The organism is Fibrobacter sp. (genome assembly GCF_045601785.1).
Taxonomy (GTDB): Bacteria; Fibrobacterota; Fibrobacteria; order Fibrobacterales; family Fibrobacteraceae; genus Fibrobacter.
Genome location: NZ_JAZSAF010000086.1, coordinates 104082 through 120144 on the forward strand (window position 1 = coordinate 104082; position 16063 = coordinate 120144).

The 16063-nt window shown below is 54.7% G+C and carries 13 protein-coding genes; 9 read left to right on the forward strand and 4 right to left on the reverse strand.

Annotated elements, in window-relative coordinates:
- Positions 1-3: 3 nt before the first annotated feature.
- The 3 genes from ACKI61_RS14435 to ACKI61_RS14445 form a co-directional block, all read right to left on the reverse strand.
- Entirely contained in the window at positions 4-3039 is a 3036-nt protein-coding gene (locus ACKI61_RS14435) for a glycosyl hydrolase family 28-related protein (protein ID WP_407458363.1), read from the reverse strand.
- Positions 3040-3127: 88 nt separating this feature from the next.
- Complete coding sequence (locus ACKI61_RS14440) at positions 3128-3901, reverse strand: hypothetical protein (protein WP_407458364.1); 774 nt, start codon at positions 3899-3901, stop codon at positions 3128-3130.
- Positions 3902-3927: 26 nt separating this feature from the next.
- Positions 3928-4650 carry an endonuclease gene (locus tag ACKI61_RS14445; protein ID WP_407458365.1) on the reverse strand — a complete coding sequence of 241 codons (723 nt, stop codon included), beginning with the start codon at positions 4648-4650 and terminating at the stop codon, positions 3928-3930.
- 79 nt (positions 4651-4729) lie between these two features.
- Between ACKI61_RS14445 and ACKI61_RS14450 the strand changes: the two genes are divergently transcribed.
- The 9 genes from ACKI61_RS14450 (at position 4730) to ACKI61_RS14490 (ending at position 14064) form a co-directional block, all read left to right on the forward strand.
- Positions 4730-6025: a bifunctional folylpolyglutamate synthase/dihydrofolate synthase gene (locus tag ACKI61_RS14450; RefSeq protein WP_407458366.1), complete on the forward strand. Its 1296-nt coding sequence runs from the start codon at positions 4730-4732 to the stop codon at positions 6023-6025.
- A gap of 269 nt (positions 6026-6294) precedes the next feature.
- Positions 6295-6897: an ATPase gene (locus ACKI61_RS14455; protein ID WP_088627877.1), complete on the forward strand. Its 603-nt coding sequence runs from the start codon at positions 6295-6297 to the stop codon at positions 6895-6897.
- Positions 6898-6909: 12 nt separating this feature from the next.
- Positions 6910-7467 carry a DUF2764 family protein gene (locus tag ACKI61_RS14460; protein ID WP_073116467.1) on the forward strand — a complete coding sequence of 186 codons (558 nt, stop codon included), beginning with the start codon at positions 6910-6912 and terminating at the stop codon, positions 7465-7467.
- Between the two features lie 17 nt (positions 7468-7484).
- Complete coding sequence (locus tag ACKI61_RS14465; protein ID WP_407458367.1) at positions 7485-9242, forward strand: V-type ATP synthase subunit A; 1758 nt, start codon at positions 7485-7487, stop codon at positions 9240-9242.
- Positions 9235-10536 carry a V-type ATP synthase subunit B gene (locus ACKI61_RS14470; protein ID WP_072799621.1) on the forward strand — a complete coding sequence of 434 codons (1302 nt, stop codon included), beginning with the start codon at positions 9235-9237 and terminating at the stop codon, positions 10534-10536. The genes ACKI61_RS14465 and ACKI61_RS14470 overlap by 8 nt, the downstream gene beginning before the upstream one ends.
- Before the next feature lies 1 nt (position 10537).
- Positions 10538-11170: a V-type ATP synthase subunit D gene (locus ACKI61_RS14475; RefSeq protein ID WP_407458368.1), complete on the forward strand. Its 633-nt coding sequence runs from the start codon at positions 10538-10540 to the stop codon at positions 11168-11170.
- Positions 11167-13095 (forward strand): V-type ATP synthase subunit I, encoded by a 1929-nt coding sequence (locus tag ACKI61_RS14480; RefSeq protein ID WP_407458369.1) that lies wholly within the window; start codon positions 11167-11169, stop codon positions 13093-13095. The genes ACKI61_RS14475 and ACKI61_RS14480 overlap by 4 nt, the downstream gene beginning before the upstream one ends.
- A 39-nt stretch (positions 13096-13134) precedes the next feature.
- Positions 13135-13590, forward strand: a complete 456-nt coding sequence (locus ACKI61_RS14485; RefSeq protein WP_083532182.1) for a V-type ATP synthase subunit K — start codon at positions 13135-13137, stop codon at positions 13588-13590.
- An 18-nt stretch (positions 13591-13608) separates the two neighbouring features.
- The gene (locus tag ACKI61_RS14490; RefSeq protein ID WP_072799628.1) at positions 13609-14064 is read left to right on the forward strand and encodes a V-type ATP synthase subunit K; all 456 of its coding nucleotides are present in this window, start codon (positions 13609-13611) and stop codon (positions 14062-14064) included.
- A gap of 126 nt (positions 14065-14190) precedes the next feature.
- Here the strand turns inward: ACKI61_RS14490 and ilvD are convergent, their stop codons facing one another.
- Complete coding sequence (ilvD, locus tag ACKI61_RS14495; protein ID WP_407458370.1) at positions 14191-16050, reverse strand: dihydroxy-acid dehydratase; 1860 nt, start codon at positions 16048-16050, stop codon at positions 14191-14193.
- Between the last annotated feature and the right edge of the window lie 13 nt (positions 16051-16063).

Sequence of the window (16063 nt, forward strand, 5' to 3'; positions counted from 1 at the left end):
ATCCTAGTTCAAAATGTAGAAGGACTGCTCCGCTGTGAATGCTTCGCCGATGACCCTAAGAACGTACTTGCCGGTGGGGAATGCCATGGCCTTGAACTTGAAGTGGGTTTTCTTTTCGCCGTCAAGGTCGCGAGCCGCAACAGTCAGCATTCGTTTGCCAAATTCATTTACGATTTCAATTTGCACGAACTGCGGGTAGCCTACGGTCAGGTCAAAGTCGCATTCTAGGTTGTAGATGTCGATGTTCACCTTGGTAAGCGTGTAGCCTCCGTCCATCGCTTCGCCACCTACGGAGCGCGTGTTGTCAAAATAGCCCACGTAAAGCGTCGGTGCAAAGTCCTTGCCTGCAGCAGCCGAAGGCAAGATGATCTCGCCTGGTTCTACTGCGGTCAGAATAAGCGTGTAGAGGTTTGAAGCGTGCTTGCGCTTGAAGAATTCGGTGAGTGTCGGGGTCCTTAGGAATGCTCCGAGCGGAGCTTGCGGATTCAAGGTGATGATGCCCAAGTAGTCGGCGTACTTGGTGTCGACGCCACCACCGGAATTCTTGCGGATGTTGAACTGTCCGCCCTTCTGGTCGGGGAGGTTGGCGGGGGCGTTTTCCCAGGTCAGTTCATAATCTGCCCAGTCCACGCCGAGCTTCTGGTCGCCGAAGTTCATGTCCTTCTTGGTTTCCTTGAGCCCGAAAATGTTCAGCTGAATCGGTTTTTTGATCGAGTCCTTGTTGAATTCCAGCTTGAGGGCTGCATCAAAAAGCGGACCGGGCAGTGCCGAAAGGTCAAAACGCAGATAGGCCTTTCCTGCGCCACCGTTCTGAACATTCGCAATGTGCAAATCGGGGTCGGAATTGTGCGGACTGTAGTTGTCGAATTCAGAAATCCAGGTCGAGGCGCCCTTGCCGCTCGGGATGCCATCTCCGGTATGATCCAAGGTGGTGTAGTGCTTGTCGAATACAAAGACTTTTCCCGTGTCGGCACCTGTCTGGTAGCCGTCGTCTGCGGTAAAGATGATGTTATAGCGTCCGCTTGCCGTAAACGAGACATCGGTTTCGTAGGCCATGCTGTCTGAGAACACCACGTTTCCAGGGCCGAGTCCTTTCTTCCAACGCACAGGGTCTTCGCACAGTCCATCGCCGCGTCCGTCGTCTTCGACATTGCCTATGATGCGGAGCAGGTTGGGTTGCACGATGACCATTTCTTCGGGGATAGAGGCAATCGGCTTTTCATTTGCGCCCTGCTTGGGGGCGTAGCCGACATAGATTGGCATCAAGACGCCTTCGCTCGGAGAATGGATCAGATCCTTCCCGTACAGGGATTTGATTGCAGACGCCTGTCTAGATTCTTCGACGATCTTCGGGAACGCGTTTCCGCGGGTGAGCGTTTCGCGAAGCCCCATAATGGAGAGTCCCGAGTTGTCGTTGATGAACATGGGGCGGTCTTTTGCCTTGTCGCTTGCGACCACTTCGACGCCAATGAGTTCTGCGTTTGCCTTGTTGAAGTTCTGGATGATGGTGTTGCCCTTCTTCGCGGTAAGTCCCAGAATCCACACGGAACCGCCGTTGTTCATAATCTTTGCACCCTTGGAATCCCCGGCCATGGTCACCTGGCGGCCCCACAGTTTCTGGTAGTTCAGCTGGATTGAGCCGATAGTGACGTCTTCTAGGTAGATGTCTCCGCCACCGAGTTCGTCCGTTTCAAGCGAACGAACCATGATGTTTTTTAGGAGCAAGTTGCGCTTGGACTTGAGAATGATTCCGCTTCCGAACTCGGAGAATCGTTCGATGGTGAGCTCGTTGAAGGCGCCCTGTTCAATGATGAACTTCCCCTTGCCATCGATGCGGCCTTCGATGCCTATGATTTGGCGGACGCGGTTTCTAATATAAATGTCGCGGTTGATGGTCCAGCGACCACCAGGCGGGAAGTACAGTGTTTCTGCGCCATCGTCAATGGCTTCCTGGATGGCCTTGGAGTCGTCGGAGCCCGTGCTCGATTTTCCGCCGTAGTCGCCTGCAATCGTAATCCAGTTGTCGGCCTTCTGTTCTGGGAAGATAGGCGTTTCTGCAACGGCGAGTCTCATGGAGTGCTTGGGGCTGTGGCACAGCTGGTGCGTAGGCTGGGTTGCAAACTCGATAATTTCGCCCTGGATCATTTCCTCGTTGTAGGCCTTCTTCTTGGACTGAATCATGGTCTTGTAGCGGGAAACCTTCATAGATCTTGCGAACAGGTGGCTCTCGTTCAAAATAGCCGTAGTGGGCTTGACTTTCTTGTTGCCGTTGTCGAATTCCAAGAGTCCATCGACGAGACTCATCATGGCAAAGGGACCGTGGTTGTATACGGCAGGGACAGCTCCCTTGAATCGGAGCGAACGAATGGCGAGGTTCATGTCTTCGTTTTCAAGGCCGTATTTGCGTTGTCCACCCAAGGTCACGTGTTCAAGGGTTGCGGTTCCCTTTTCGCCCTTGGCGTAGACACCTATGTTGAATCCGCGAATCTCGACATTTTTCAGAAGCAGGGGACCGATGCCTTCCGTGAATCCAAGGTCGATACCGTAGACGCCCGTGGAGTCCCCGGAATAAATCTTCACGTTGTTGATGGTGCCCTGGTTAGATGCATTGAATTGGATGCCGATGGCACCGGGGTTTCCCTTGCCGGTGCGGATCGTCATGTCGCGAATGGCGTTTCTGTATTTGGGAGAAGGACCGTCGCCCGTGTAGATGATGGCCTTCGGAAAGTCCGCATTGTCAAAGCCGTAAGTATTATCGGCGAGCTGAATGATGGTGCCGCCAATGCTTTGCCCCTGTAGAATGGTGCGGCGGCTCGAAGTTTCCGCTTTCTTGGTGGTGGGCCATACTAGGGCGTCCGAAATCTTGTAGATGCCGTGCGGCAGGTAGATGATGAAGTCCCCATCGGGGTGGTCGTTTAAAGCTTTCTGAATGGCTTCTGTATCGTCGTTCTTTCCGTCGCCCTTTGCAAAGTAGGGATCCTTGGTGACATTAACAATCTTGGAGCCCATGGGGAATTCCACCTGGGCATATACAGACATCGCAAAAAAGACAACAACTAGAGAAAGGGTTTTGTACATACACTAACCTCGAAAGCAAATATATATATTGTAGCGGGTCTGTATAGACTTACTTTAGCAAAATAGGCTTTTCTATCCCGATTTTTAGAATTGCTGGTGAAATCGGCATGCGAATCATTTCTCCGGCAGTGCCTTTCTTTATAATTCGACCGTTCATGTCGAATATAAAGTAGCTTTCTCCGCGCAGGTGTTCTGGAATGCGTGCTATACCTTTTTCGAAAACGATACTGGCGTTAGCTGGCTTTTTTTGCAGAGCAATAGAGACTGTTGCGCAAGCCTCTTCTGCCCATTTTACAAAAGATGCTGGGTATTCTCCCCCTGTCGGATACTCTGTCGCAAAAAAAATGTCCGACTCATAACATGAACATAATTCATTTTCAAAATTATCGTCCATAGCTTTGGTTAATAATGTAGCGACACTATCTGCTTCTTCGTAGGTCAAATTCAACATTCCACATTGTTGCCAATGCATAAATTCATCCTTAAAGACATCACCCATATTGTAAGTGGACAAATCGTTTTGACCGATGTTTATAATTCGCCATTCAGGATGACTTCCTGAAGTGTAATCTCTGTGCAAATATGTGTTTGTGTCAATAAACGCTTTTTCATATTTCTGTTTTTCACAATTGTAACCATCTTCAAGTATAGTGGTCAATTCCCCATCTAATAAAACGGGACCTGCTCCAAAAAAAGAATTCAAATCCCGCCACCAAAGAGTGGAATCTTTGAAAATAATTTCAATTACAGGATACTTTAAACCACAATCAGCTGCCAGTGAATATATAACAATAAACAAAATAATTGTTGAAAGTTTTTTCATATTCTAGCAGCGGCCTCGAAGGTACTCTACTTGCATTTCTCGAATACAAACGGGTTATGGTCGCCCTGCACCTTGAAAATACGGCGGTCACGTTCGCATTCTTTCTCAGTCACGGGGTACATTTTGTCCCAGGCTTCAAAGAGTTTGCGGTCCTGTTTAGACAAATTAACGCCGTAGGTCTTTTCCATGTAGAAATGTGCTCGCGCTATGATTCCGCGGGCTTCTTCGCGGGGCTGCGCCTTTTTGAGCTTGAAGTCGACAATCGTCTTGCAGCCGCCGTACATGGGTTCCGGGTTGTTCGTCCATTGGCTGAACATGAAGTTGTTGCGGTCCCCGTTCACTTCGCCGATGGCGGGGTACAGGTTGTGCATGTCGCCTTCCATCACCTTGAAGGTCGTGTCGTTTGCGCTGCAGTTCTTGCGCCCGCCTTCTCTCCAGCAGGGGAGGTGCTGCCCCATGTTGTGGGCGGTTACCATGTGCTCCCACTCGATGCGCTCGGCGCGTTTAAAACTTTTGCGTTTTGGATTCTCGCGCGGCTTGAAGTTGCAACTCGAAAAGTCAACATTCTTCTTGTTGTCGTATCGGCATCCGCAGTAGAGTGTTTCTTGCAGTTCACCGTAATACACTCGCTTAAGTTGCTTGCTTGCGTCTCGGTAATTGTAATGCTGCGGGGCCGCCGTCGGGTCTACGCGGGACCAGGCAATAGCGATAAAAATCGCCAGAAGCAGTAATAAACCAAAACTTTTCATATAAAAACCACCTAACAATATAACACAATTTCTCTCGTCTTTCGTCTCTAGTCTCTCGTCTATTATCTAAATTTGGCACATGCAATCGCTCGGTATGGATTATTTGAATTCGAGGCTCATGTTCGGCATGGTGCCGGGGCTTGAATCAACTCGTAAACTTTGCAACGCCCTCGGAAACCCCGAACGCTCCTTCAAGACCATCCATATCGTCGGTACGAACGGCAAGGGCTCCACGAGTTACTACCTGGCAGGCATCTTGCAGGTGCACGGCTTTAAAACGGGACTTTTCACGAGTCCGCATCTGGTAAGCCTTCGCGAGCGTATCCGCATCAACGACATTCCCATTAGCGACGCTGATTTGGACCGATTGCTGCTCCAGGTGAAGGCTGCCGCCGAACAGGTGCAGGTGGAGCCGACCTTCTTTGAAGTCCTGACGCTCGTCTCGTTCCTTTATTATGCCGAGCAAGGGGTTGATGTCGTCTCGATGGAAGCGGGAATGGGAGGCCGCCTCGATAGCACTGCGGTCGCTTGTGGCGATATCGTGGTGCTCACGAGCATTGGCTTGGAACATACCGAAGTCCTGGGCCCTACCGAAAGCGCCATCCTCAAAGAGAAAATGGCTGTAGTCGAGGCGGGAGGCGCCTGTGGCAAGACATTTATAGTTGGAGGCCTTTCCAGCGAATTATTAGCCGATGCCCGCGCTTACGCAAGCGAACATGATGCTAAATGTATTGTTCCTACAATCCGGACCGACATCAAGCTCCCGAATCTGGGGCACCATTACATCGAAAATGCGAGCCTTTCCTTGGCGGCGGCGGAGCGATTTATACAAAGTAATGGCAAACGCTACGATGAAGCCTTGGCCCTAAAGACCCTAGGGACCCGCTCCTGGGCGGGTCGCATGCAGCAGCTTTCCGACAAGAATGGGGTGGTCCGTTACATTTTGGATGGCGCCCACAACTCCCATGCGGTGCGCCGTCTGGTCGAAACGCTTGCTCAGTATTATCCGGGAGTCAAGTTCCACTGCGTCTTTGGTGCACTCAAGGATAAAGATGTGGCCGAAATGCTCAAGTTGATGGCTCCCTATGTGAGTCATTGGCATATTACCAAGACGCTGTACCCGCGTTTCCGGGAATTGGACGATTTGAAGACCGAACTCTCTAATTTGGGCTTGAAGGTGGCTAGCGAGGGTGAACTGAACCGTGGTTATTTGGACAAGGTGGCGGACGCGGCCTATTCAGACAATGAAAATATTCCAGTTCTTGTAACAGGCAGCCTTTACATGATCGGTGAAACGGTGCAGGCCCTCAAGGACGATTTTGACGGTTTGGCGTTTTTCCGTGGCCTTGAACCCTCGACGAACGAACACCGCTAATTTTGCGTAGAAAACAAATTCTGTAAATTTTTTTGGCTCCAAAACATTTCCTGTAAATCCAAAAAAACGGCTTGTAAACTTTATTTTTCGCAAATTTTGCACATTTATCGCCAAAAACGGGATTTTTATCCATTATTTCAAAAAATTTGCCGATTTTTTTAACTTTTTGCCAAAATTACTTGTATATTACTATCGAAATTTTTCCAAAAAGGTCCTTTTGGTGTGTTTTTTGCTATAGGGATCTTTAGGATTTGTTATTGGAGATATATATGGCAGAAGACTTGCAATACCTTATGGAACGCATCCAGAAAGATGCTGTCGATAAAGCAGAAAACGAGGCGGCGGCTATCATTGCCAAGGCCAAGGAAAAGGCGGCCGATATCGTGAAGGCTGCCGAGGCCGAAGCGTCCGCCCGTCTGGAAAAGGCCGACAAGGACGCCGAAGCGTTCACGGAACGTAGCGAACGCACCCTGGAACAGTCCGCCCGCGACCTTTTGCTTTCGGTAGGCAAGAATCTCGAAAAGATGATTATGGACCTGTTGAACCTCGAGGTGGAGAAGTCCCTGGACGAATCCACCGTCAAGAGCATGCTCCTCACGGTAGCCAAGTCCTATACCTCCGACATCGAGGTGGATTTCTCCGACGCCGATGCCCGTAAGCTCAGCTCCTTTGTGATGGGCGAGTTCAAGAAGCAGCTTTCCGCCGGCGTGAAGGTCGAAAGCGACAAGGGCGTCAAGTTCGGCTTCCGCATCAAGCTCGATGGCGGCAAGGTCACCCACGAATTTACAGAAGCTGCAATGGCCGACGCTCTTTCGGCCCTGCTCCGTCCGCAACTTGCTAGAGTGGTAAACGCTGCCGCACAGGCGAAGTAACGCGGGTACTTGATGAGCAGTCCTTCTTACTTGATGGCATCTCTTCCGATGATTGAGTTCGGCGATCCAGCCCCGCTCAGTATGGAAGAATTTCGCCACCGCTGCATCGGCGTGCTGTCCGAGCCGGAACTTGCGGCTCTGGACGCGCTTTTGGATGACGGTGAATGCGAAGAGTGCGACGACGAGTTCGTGCGCGCCTACAAGGCCCACGAAATCCAGATGAAGAACGTTTCGGGCAGGCTCCGTGCAAGCGCATGGGGGCCCGATATCCGTTTTACGGAAAAGTCCTTCCCGGGTTACGATGTCGCCTTTGCCAAGATGATTCAAGATGCGTTTGCCAAGTCGAATCCTATGGAAAAAGAGCAGGATATCGACAAGGCCCGTTTCTGGCTTGTGGACTCGCTTGCAGGTGTAGGCGAGGGTACCGTCAAGCATGTTTACGCTTATGCGATCAAACTGAAGATTTGTGAACGTTGGGCGCGCCTCTCCGAACAAGCGGGCGACGCTGCCGTGTTGAATGTTATTAATGCAAACGATCCTGCATACGCCCCTGCGGCGGCACAGGAATGACCGGAGGTCCATTTTCAATGGCTAGTATCGGAAAAATCATCGGCGTCAACGGTAACCTGATTCGCGTCAAGTTCGAAAGCGCCGTGTCCCAGAACGAAGTGGCGTATGCCAAGCTTACTCAGAAAAACAAGGACGGCAAGTCCGAAGTTATCCCCCTCAAGAGCGAAGTCATCCGTATCCGCGGTGACTACGCCGAACTCCAGGTGTTCGAAGACACCACGGGGCTCAAGACAGGTGACGAGGTGGAATTCACCGGCGAACTTTTGTCCGTAGAACTTGGCCCCGGCCTTTTGACCCAGGTCTTTGACGGTCTGCAGAACCCGCTCCCGAAGCTTGCCGAAGAATGCGGCTTCTTTTTGCAGCGCGGTAAGTACTTGAAGGCGCTCCCCCGCGACAAGAAGTGGGCGTTTACCCCGGTCGCGAAGGTGGGCGATGTGGTGGTCGCCGGCGATACGCTCGGCACCGTGCCCGAAGGCGTGTTCACGCACCGCATCATGGTGCCGTTCCGCCTGCTGGGCAAGTGGACCGTGGAATCGGTCTCTGCCGCGGGCGAATTCACTGTTGAAACTGTTGTTGCTAAACTCAAGAACGATAAGGGCGAAACCCAGGACGTGACCATGGTGCAGACCTGGCCGGTGAAGATGCCGATCAAGGCCTATGAAGAACGCCTGCGTCCCTCCAAGCCCCTCACCATGCAGCAGCGCATTATCGATACGTTCTTCCCCGTGATGCAGGGCGGTACGTTCTGTACGCCGGGCCCCTTCGGTGCCGGTAAGACGGTGCTTCAGCAGCTCATGAGCCGCTACGCCGACGTGGATATCGTGATCTTGGCCGCTTGCGGTGAACGTGCAGGTGAAGTGGTGGAAACCCTCCGCGAATTCCCTGAACTGATTGACCCGCGTACCGGCAAGTCCCTCATGGAACGTACGCTGATTATTTGTAACACGTCTTCGATGCCGGTGGCTGCCCGTGAAGCTTCCGTCTATACGGGCGTGACTCTCGCCGAATACTACCGCCAGATGGGCCTGAACGTGCTCCTCTTGGCTGACTCGACTTCCCGTTGGGCTCAGGCTCTGCGTGAAATGAGCGGACGCTTGGAAGAAATTCCGGGCGAAGAAGCCTTCCCGGCTTACCTCGAATCCGTGATTGCCGCCTTCTATGAACGCGGTGGCGTGGTTCGCCTCAAGGACGGCTCTACCGGTTCCGTGACGATTTGCGGTTCCGTGTCGCCTGCAGGTGGTAACTTCGAAGAACCGGTGACCCAGGCCACCCTTAAGGTGGTGGGCGCATTCCTCGGCCTTAGCCGTGAACGTTCCGACCAGCGCCGCTTCCCGGCAATCCACCCGCTGGATTCCTGGTCCAAGTACGAAGGCATCATCGACAGCAAGAAGGTTGCCGAAGCCCGTCACATCCTCGCAAACGGCGTGGACGTGAACAACATGATGAAGGTGGTGGGCGAAGAAGGTACCTCTATCGACGACTTCGTGATTTACCTGAAGTCCGAATACCTCGATGCCGTTTATCTGCAGCAGGACGCCTATAACGAAATCGACGCCGCCTGCTCCGCCGAACGCCAGAAGTACGTGTTCGACAAGGTTTACACCATTCTCAAGACCCCGATGAAGTTCAGCGAAAAGGACGTCGCCCGTACGTTCTTCCTTAAGCTTACTCAGTCGACGAAGGACTGGAACCGTGTCAAGTTCGATTCTCAGGAATTCAAGGATCTTGAACAAAGTATTTTTGCTTCCGTGAAGGAGGTTTCCGCTAATGCATAATGTGGCATACCATCGTATTGAACGCATCGCCGGTTCCGTGATTACGCTCCGCGCCGAAGGTGTAGCAAACCAGGAACTTGCCCAGGTGACAAGCTCGTTCGGAACATCCCTTGCCCGCGTGATCCGTATTGACGGCGACATGGTGGACTTGCAGGTGTTCGCAGGTGCCCGCGGTATTTCGACCGACTCCGAAGTGCGCTTCCTCGGCGAACCGATGAAGGTCCCGTACAGCGAAGCATTGCTTGGCCGCGTGTTTAACGGTGCAGGCAAGCCCCGCGACAACGGCCCCGAAGTGGACGGCGAACGCATTACTATCGGCGGCCCCTCCGTGAACCCCGCCAAGCGTATCATCCCGAAGACGATGGTGCGTACGGGTATCCCGATGATCGACGTGTTCAACACGCTCGTGGTTTCGCAGAAGCTCCCGATTTTCTCTATCGCCGGTGAACCGTATAACGAACTCTTGGCCCGCATTGCCTTGCAGGCCGAAGTGGACGTGATTATCCTCGGCGGTATGGGCCTGAAGCACGATGACTACCTGTACCTGAAGGACTTCCTCGAAAAGAACGGTGCCCTTAGCCGTACGGTGATGTTCATGCACACCGCCTCTGACCCGATTGTGGAATGCTTGCTCGTGCCGGATGCATCCCTTGCCGTGGCTGAAAAGTTCGCCACCGAAGGCAAGAACGTGCTTGTGCTCCTCACCGACATGACGAACTTTGCTGACGCCATGAAGGAAATCGCCATTACGATGGAACAGATTCCGTCGAACCGCGGTTACCCCGGCGACCTTTACTCCCAGCTGGCCAGCCGTTACGAAAAGGCTGTGGACTTCGAAGGTTCGGGCTCCATCACCATTCTGGCTGTGACGACCATGCCGGGCGACGACGTGACTCACCCGGTTCCGGATAACACCGGTTACATTACCGAAGGTCAGTTCTACCTGCGTAAGGGCCGTATCGAACCGTTCGGTTCTCTGTCTCGTTTGAAACAGCAGGTGAACGGCAAGACCCGTAGCGACCACCGTACCATCATGAACACCATGATCCAGCTGTACGCAAGCTACAAGGAAACTTTGGAAAAGCAGTCCATGGGCTTCAACATGAGTAACTGGGACCAGAAGCTGTTGAAGTATGGCCAGCGTTTCGAAAGCGAAATGATGGATCTTTCCGTCAACATTCCGCTGGAAAAGGCTTTGGACCTTGGCTGGGAAATCCTTGCTGACTGTTTCGCACCCGAAGAAACGGGTATTCCGACCAAGATGATCAACGAATATTGGCCCAAGAAGGGGTAATATGGCGAAGGTCAAGTTAACAAAGAACGCCCTCAAGGCGGAACGCGACGCATTGAAGCGCTTCCAGCGCTATCTGCCCACGTTGCTCTTGAAAAAGCAGCAGCTGCAGATGGAAATGCGCACGCTCCAGGAACGGGTGATGGCTAAGCGAGCCGAAGAGGACAAGCTCCGCAAGAGCATGGCCTCCTGGATTTCGCTGTTTGCCGAACCTGTCGAGTGGGGCAAGTACCTGTCGGTGAAGGAAGTGCGCCAGGGCGAAGGTAACATCGCCGGCGTGAAGATTCCGACATACGACGGGGTAGATTTTAATATCTCGATTCCGGATTTCTTTACCACGCCCGTGTGGCTGGACGACGGTATCAGAAGCCTTCAGGGCCTGATTTCGCTGCGTCTGGAACGCCGCGTGCTCGAGCGTCAGTACGAGCTCCTCTCCAAGGAACTGCGTACCACGAGCCAGCGCGTGAATCTGTTCGAAAAGGTGAAGATTCCCGAAGCGAAGGAAAATATCCGCGTCATCAACATCTTCCTGGGCGACCAGCAGACGTCCGGCGTTGCCCGCAGCAAGCTTGCCAAGGGTAAGGCCACCGCCCGTACCGCTGTTCAGGATGCACTCGCGAAGGAGGCCGCCGCATGATTACTCCTATGAAGAAGGTGACGGTGCTGACGGTTGCAGGTGCGGTTGAAGAGACGCTCCAGGCGCTCCGTACGCTTGAAATTTTGCACCTCACGCCCTTGCAGGCGGCAGCAGGCGCCAAGCTGAACCATGCCCGCGGCGAAGTAAACCGCGTGCAGAAGGCCTTGGAAGTGGTGCCCGAGAAGGCCCCGAAGGGTGTGACTCCCGTGAAGGATGCCGCTCCTGCCGCAAGCCTTATCGATGAAATCCAGCAACTGGTTGCCGAAAGCAAGCAGGCGGAAATTGACAAGGAACAGGCCGAAGAGGAACTCACCAAACTTTCCATGTTCAAGAACCTGGACCCCGCAACGGCTGCTGCCCTGCAGGCGAAGGGTATCTATGTCAAATTGTACCAGCTCCATGACGGTAAAGTCCCGTTCGAACTCGATGGCGAAGGTTCTATCGAGGAATTCGGCCAGGATGAAAACGGCAAGTATGTGGCTGTCGTGAGCAGGGGAGAAGCCCCTGTTGCGGTGAAGGGTAACTTCACCGAACTCACGATGCCGCCCAAATCCCTTGCCGAATACCGCGAAATGGAAGCGAAAGCCAAGGAAACGCTTGCCCGCGTCGAGCGTCGCCTGGGTGAACTTTCGGGCGTCAGGGAATCTATCGAAGACAAGCTCCTCGAAGTGGGCGACGACTACCGCATGGTCGAAGCCGAAGCCTCGATGGTGGGCGACAAGAACGTCGCCGCCGTGCAGGGCTTCTGCCCTGCACCTCGCGTGGGCGAACTCGAGAAGGCCGCCCGCGAGCACGGCTGGGGCCTCCTGGTGGACGACCCAGCCGACGGCGACGACATCCCGACGCTGTTGACCTACAGCAAGCTCAGCCGCCCCATGCAGTTCCTGTACGACATCATCGGCATTTCGCCGGGGTACAAGGAAGTGGACGTGTCGGCCGTATTCCTTTGCTTCTTCAGCATCTTCTTTGCGATGATTGTGGGCGACTCGGCTTACGGCCTGTTGTTCCTCGGTCTCGCACTCTTTGCCCGCAAAAAGATGCCGAAGGCGAACCCTGCAGGTTTCCACTTTATCTACCTCATGAGCATCGCCACCATCGTGTGGGGTGTGATTAACGCAAGCTTCCTCGGGCTCAGCCCCTCGCTTGCGGGGTGGACGTATTACCTGGACATCACCAACTACGGCTGGTTGCCTGAACCGCTGAAGAACGCGATGCTCTGGATCCGCACTAGCGCCCCGACTGACCCTGCGAAGTTCGAAGCCTACAAGGCCTTCGCCCAGTCGATCACGCTGTTGCCCGAAAGCTTCGTGCCGAAGGCGGCGGGTGCCTCCCAGATGCAGCATATCCAGCTGTTCTGTTTCTGCATCGCCGTGGTCCACCTGAGTATCGCTCACATCTGGAACGTGTGCGTGCGCATCAAGCGCAAGGATTCCACGTTCATGGCGCAGGTTGGCTGGCTCATCGGCTGCTGGGTGATGTTCTTCCTGGCCTGCCAGATGGTGCTCGGTATCGACATGCCGAAGTTCGTCATCCCGATGTTCATCGTGGAAGCCGTTCTCCTGGTGCTCTTTACGGTGCCGCCCAAGAGGCTCAAGCAGGACTTCATCAGCATCCCGATGCTCGTGCTCGACGTGGTGAACAGCTTTACTGACGTGATCAGTTACATCCGTCTGTTTGCCGTGGGCATGTCCGGTGCGGCCATTGCCGAAGCGTTCAACGACATGCTCTCGCCGCTGTTCGGCTCTGCTGTCGGTATCGCTGGTGCGGCCTTCCTGCTGCTCTTTGTGCATGGCCTGAACATCGCGCTTGCGGTCATGGGCGTCGCCGTCCACGCCGTACGTCTTAACACACTCGAATTTTCAAATGGACTTGGCCAGGAATGGAGCGGATTCGCCTTCGCGCCCTTCGCCAAGCAGAAAAATTAAACCAAGGGATGATTCCCGCTACTTAATGAGGAAAAAACAATGGAACCGAATACAATGGTTACTCTCGCTAAAATGGGTGCTGCAGCCGCTCTCGGCATTGCGGCAATGGGCTCCGCCCTTGGTTGCGGAACGGCTGGTATGTCCGCCATCACCATGTGGAAGAAGGCTTATGCCCAGGGCAAGTCGGCCCTCTTCACCTTGCTGGTGTTCGTGGGTGCCCCGATTTCCCAGACGATTTACGGCATGTTGCTCATGAACTTCATCCTGAGCAAGGCTGCTGAATCCGGCTTTACCAACTGGGGCGGCTGCCTCGGCGCCGGTATCTTCGGCGGTCTCGGCATGATGGCTTCTGCCTGGTACCAGGGCAAGTCCGCTGCTGTGGCTTGCGACGCCCTCGGTGAAACCGGCAAGGGCATGGTGAACTACCTGATGGTGCTCGGTATCGTGGAAACCGTGGCCCTGTTCGTTCTCGTGTTCTCCATGATGGTGCTCTAATCCAGCGAGGTAACACGTATGGATCAAGCTCAACTTTTAACGCTCGCGAAACTTGGCGCGGTGGCGGCCCTGGGCCTTGCCGCGGTGGGTTCTGCGCTGGGCTGCGGGACTGCCGGCATGGCGGCCATCGGGGCCTGGAAGAAGGCGTATCTCAAGGGTAAGAACGCGCTGTTTACGCTGCTCATCTTTGTGGGCGCGCCGATTGCGCAGACAATCTACGGCATGTTGCTGATGATGTACATCCTGAACAAGTCCCAGGCGGCCCCGGCCAACTGGGCTGCATACCTGGGTGTCGGCATCTTCGGTGGCATCGGCATGATGGCTTCTGCCTGGTACGTGGGCAAGTCCGCTGCGGACGCCTGCAACGCCCTCGGCGAAACCGGCAAGGGCCTCGTGAACTACCTGATGGTCTTGGGCGTCGGCGAAACCGTCGCACTGTTCGTCATGGTGTTCTCGATGATGCTCGTGTCGTAGCGGAATTACGAGTAGGCAGTAGACAGGAATGTCATTCCGGCCTTTGAGCCGGAATTTCCTCTTCATCGAAAAAAACACTCTGCAACGCAGAGTGTTTTTTTGCTGTATATAGGCTTAAGCTGAAAGTTACTTCACACCAATGAGGCTCAAATCGCGGACTGCACCCTTGTCAGCACTAGATGCCATCGCGGCGTATGCCTGCAGAGCCTTGGACACCTTGCGGTCGCGGTGTTCCGGCTGCCACGCCTTGGCGCCGCGGGCTTCCATTTCCTTGCGGCGTTCGGCCAGCTCTTCGTCGGTGAGCTGCACGTTGATGCTGCGGTTCGGAATGTCGATTTCGATGACGTCGCCCGTGTGCACGAGGCCGATGTTACCCTTGTTGGCGGCTTCCGGAGAAGCGTGACCGATGGAAAGGCCGCTGGTACCGCCGGAGAAGCGTCCGTCGGTGAGCAGCGCGCAGGACTTGCCCAGGTGACGGCTCTTGAGGTAGCTGGTCGGGTAGAGCATTTCCTGCATGCCGGGGCCACCCTTCGGGCCTTCGTAGCGGATGACGACCACGTCGCCAGCCTTCACCACGTTCGGGTCGAGGATGCCCTTCACGGCATCTTCCTGGCTTTCGAACACCACGGCGGGGCCGGTGAACTTGAAGATGGATTCATCGACGCCGGCGGTCTTCACGATGCAGCCGTCGATTGCGAGGTTACCGTACAGAACAGCGAGGCCGCCGTCCTTGGTGTAGGCGTGTTCGCCATCGCGGATAGCGCCCGTGGCGCGGTCGAGGTCGTGGTCCGGGTACATGAAATTCTGGGAGAAGGCGACCAGGTTGTACTTGCGGCCCGGTCCTGCGAGGTAGCGCTGCTTGGCTTCTTCGCTGGGGTTGCGTTTGAGGTCGTTCACTTCGAGAGCTTCGCCCATGGTCTTCGCGTGGACGGTCTTCGCGTCCTTGTGGAGGAGTCCCATGCGGTCCAGTTCACCGAGAATGCCCATGATGCCACCGGCGCGGTTCACGTTTTCGATGTGGATGTTGTGAACGGTGGGGGCCACCTTGCAGATGCACGGCGTGTTGCGGGAAAGGCGGTCGATGTCCTTCATGGTGAAGTCCACGCCTGCTTCCTGGGCCACGGCGAGCAAGTGGAGCACGGTGTTGGAGGAGCCGCCCATGGCGATGTCGAGGCGCATGGCGTTTTCGAAGGCGTCCTTCGTGGCGATGCTGCGCGGGAGGATGCTGTCGTCGTTCAAGTCGTAATACTGGTGGCAGAGTTCCACGATGCGCTTACCGGCGGCTTCGAACAGCTTCTTGCGTTCGGCGTGGGTCGCGACGATGGTGCCGTTGCCGGGGAGGCTAAGGCCCAGGGCTTCGGTCAGGGAGTTCATGGAGTTTGCGGTGAACATGCCGGAGCAGGAACCGCAAGTGGGGCAGGAGTTCGCTTCGATGGCGGCTACTTCTTCGTCGCTGATGGTGTTGTCGGCGGAATCGATCATGGCGTCAATCAGGTCGAGTGCGCGGTCCTTGCCGTCCTTCGTGGTCACGTGGCCAGCTTCCATCGGGCCGCCGCTCACGAAAATTGCCGGAATGTTGAGGCGCATGGCGGCCATGAGCATACCCGGAGTCACCTTGTCGCAGTTGGAGATGCACACGAGGGCGTCGGCGCGGTGGGCGTTAGCCATGTATTCGGTGGAGTCCGCAATCAAGTCGCGGCTGGGCAAACTGTAAAGCATGCCGTCGTGGCCCATGGCGATACCGTCATCCACGGCGATGGTGTTCATTTCCTTCGCGACACCGCCGGCGGCTTCAATCGCGCGGGCGACCACCTGGCCCAAGTCCTTCAGGTGAACGTGGCCCGGAACAAACTGGGTATAGCTGTTCACCACGCAAATCACGGGCTTACCAAAGTCTTCCACCTTGGTTCCTGTTGCGTGCCACAGGGCGCGTGCACCGGCCATTTCACGGCCTTCCATAGTCTTGAGCGAACGAAGTTTCGGCATAATAATCCTCTTT

What these genes read in the sequence shown, in the direction of transcription:
- ACKI61_RS14435 (WP_407458363.1), bottom strand. Translation starts at nt 3,039, where the DNA reads ATGTCTGTATATGCCCAGGTGGAATTCCCCATGGGCTCCAAGATTGTT.
- ACKI61_RS14440 (WP_407458364.1), bottom strand. Translation starts at nt 3,901, where the DNA reads ATGAAAAAACTTTCAACAATTATTTTGTTTATTGTTATATATTCACTG.
- ACKI61_RS14445 (WP_407458365.1), bottom strand. Translation starts at nt 4,650, where the DNA reads ATGAAAAGTTTTGGTTTATTACTGCTTCTGGCGATTTTTATCGCTATT.
- ACKI61_RS14450 (WP_407458366.1), top strand. Translation starts at nt 4,730, where the DNA reads ATGCAATCGCTCGGTATGGATTATTTGAATTCGAGGCTCATGTTCGGC.
- ACKI61_RS14455 (WP_088627877.1), top strand. Translation starts at nt 6,295, where the DNA reads ATGGCAGAAGACTTGCAATACCTTATGGAACGCATCCAGAAAGATGCT.
- ACKI61_RS14460 (WP_073116467.1), top strand. Translation starts at nt 6,910, where the DNA reads ATGAGCAGTCCTTCTTACTTGATGGCATCTCTTCCGATGATTGAGTTC.
- ACKI61_RS14465 (WP_407458367.1), top strand. Translation starts at nt 7,485, where the DNA reads ATGGCTAGTATCGGAAAAATCATCGGCGTCAACGGTAACCTGATTCGC.
- ACKI61_RS14470 (WP_072799621.1), top strand. Translation starts at nt 9,235, where the DNA reads ATGCATAATGTGGCATACCATCGTATTGAACGCATCGCCGGTTCCGTG.
- ACKI61_RS14475 (WP_407458368.1), top strand. Translation starts at nt 10,538, where the DNA reads ATGGCGAAGGTCAAGTTAACAAAGAACGCCCTCAAGGCGGAACGCGAC.
- ACKI61_RS14480 (WP_407458369.1), top strand. Translation starts at nt 11,167, where the DNA reads ATGATTACTCCTATGAAGAAGGTGACGGTGCTGACGGTTGCAGGTGCG.
- ACKI61_RS14485 (WP_083532182.1), top strand. Translation starts at nt 13,135, where the DNA reads ATGGAACCGAATACAATGGTTACTCTCGCTAAAATGGGTGCTGCAGCC.
- ACKI61_RS14490 (WP_072799628.1), top strand. Translation starts at nt 13,609, where the DNA reads ATGGATCAAGCTCAACTTTTAACGCTCGCGAAACTTGGCGCGGTGGCG.
- ilvD (WP_407458370.1), bottom strand. Translation starts at nt 16,050, where the DNA reads ATGCCGAAACTTCGTTCGCTCAAGACTATGGAAGGCCGTGAAATGGCC.